Annotated in this window: 1 pseudogene; it reads right to left on the reverse strand. The window is 77.3% G+C overall.

What is annotated here, in order from left to right:
- A pseudogene (locus KVT37_RS32420) lies at nucleotides 1-256 on the reverse strand (UxaA family hydrolase); the annotation flags it as partial.

The following is a 256-nucleotide window of genomic DNA, read 5'->3' on the forward strand; positions in this document are numbered from 1 at the left end:
GACGGCGTCGGCCGGCAGCCGAAGCAGGACCCGCGGCCGGTGGTGAGGACGATGACATTGGCCCCGCCTGCGACCGGGCCTGTGGCGGAGACCCGGGCGTAGCCGGGGGTGCGCATGAACACCAGGCCGCTGCCGGGGCCCTCCTCGGGGAAGCCGAGGACGCCGTTGGGCGGCGTCGGGCCCCCCTTGGCGCCCGCGCCCACCGTTTTCTCCAGGATCGGGGTCAGGCCGCCCCGCTGGGTGCCGGGGGAGGGGG

The sequence above is a fragment of the Mesorhizobium sp. GbtcB19 genome (genome assembly GCF_019091085.1).
Classification (GTDB): domain Bacteria; phylum Pseudomonadota; class Alphaproteobacteria; order Rhizobiales; family Rhizobiaceae; genus Mesorhizobium.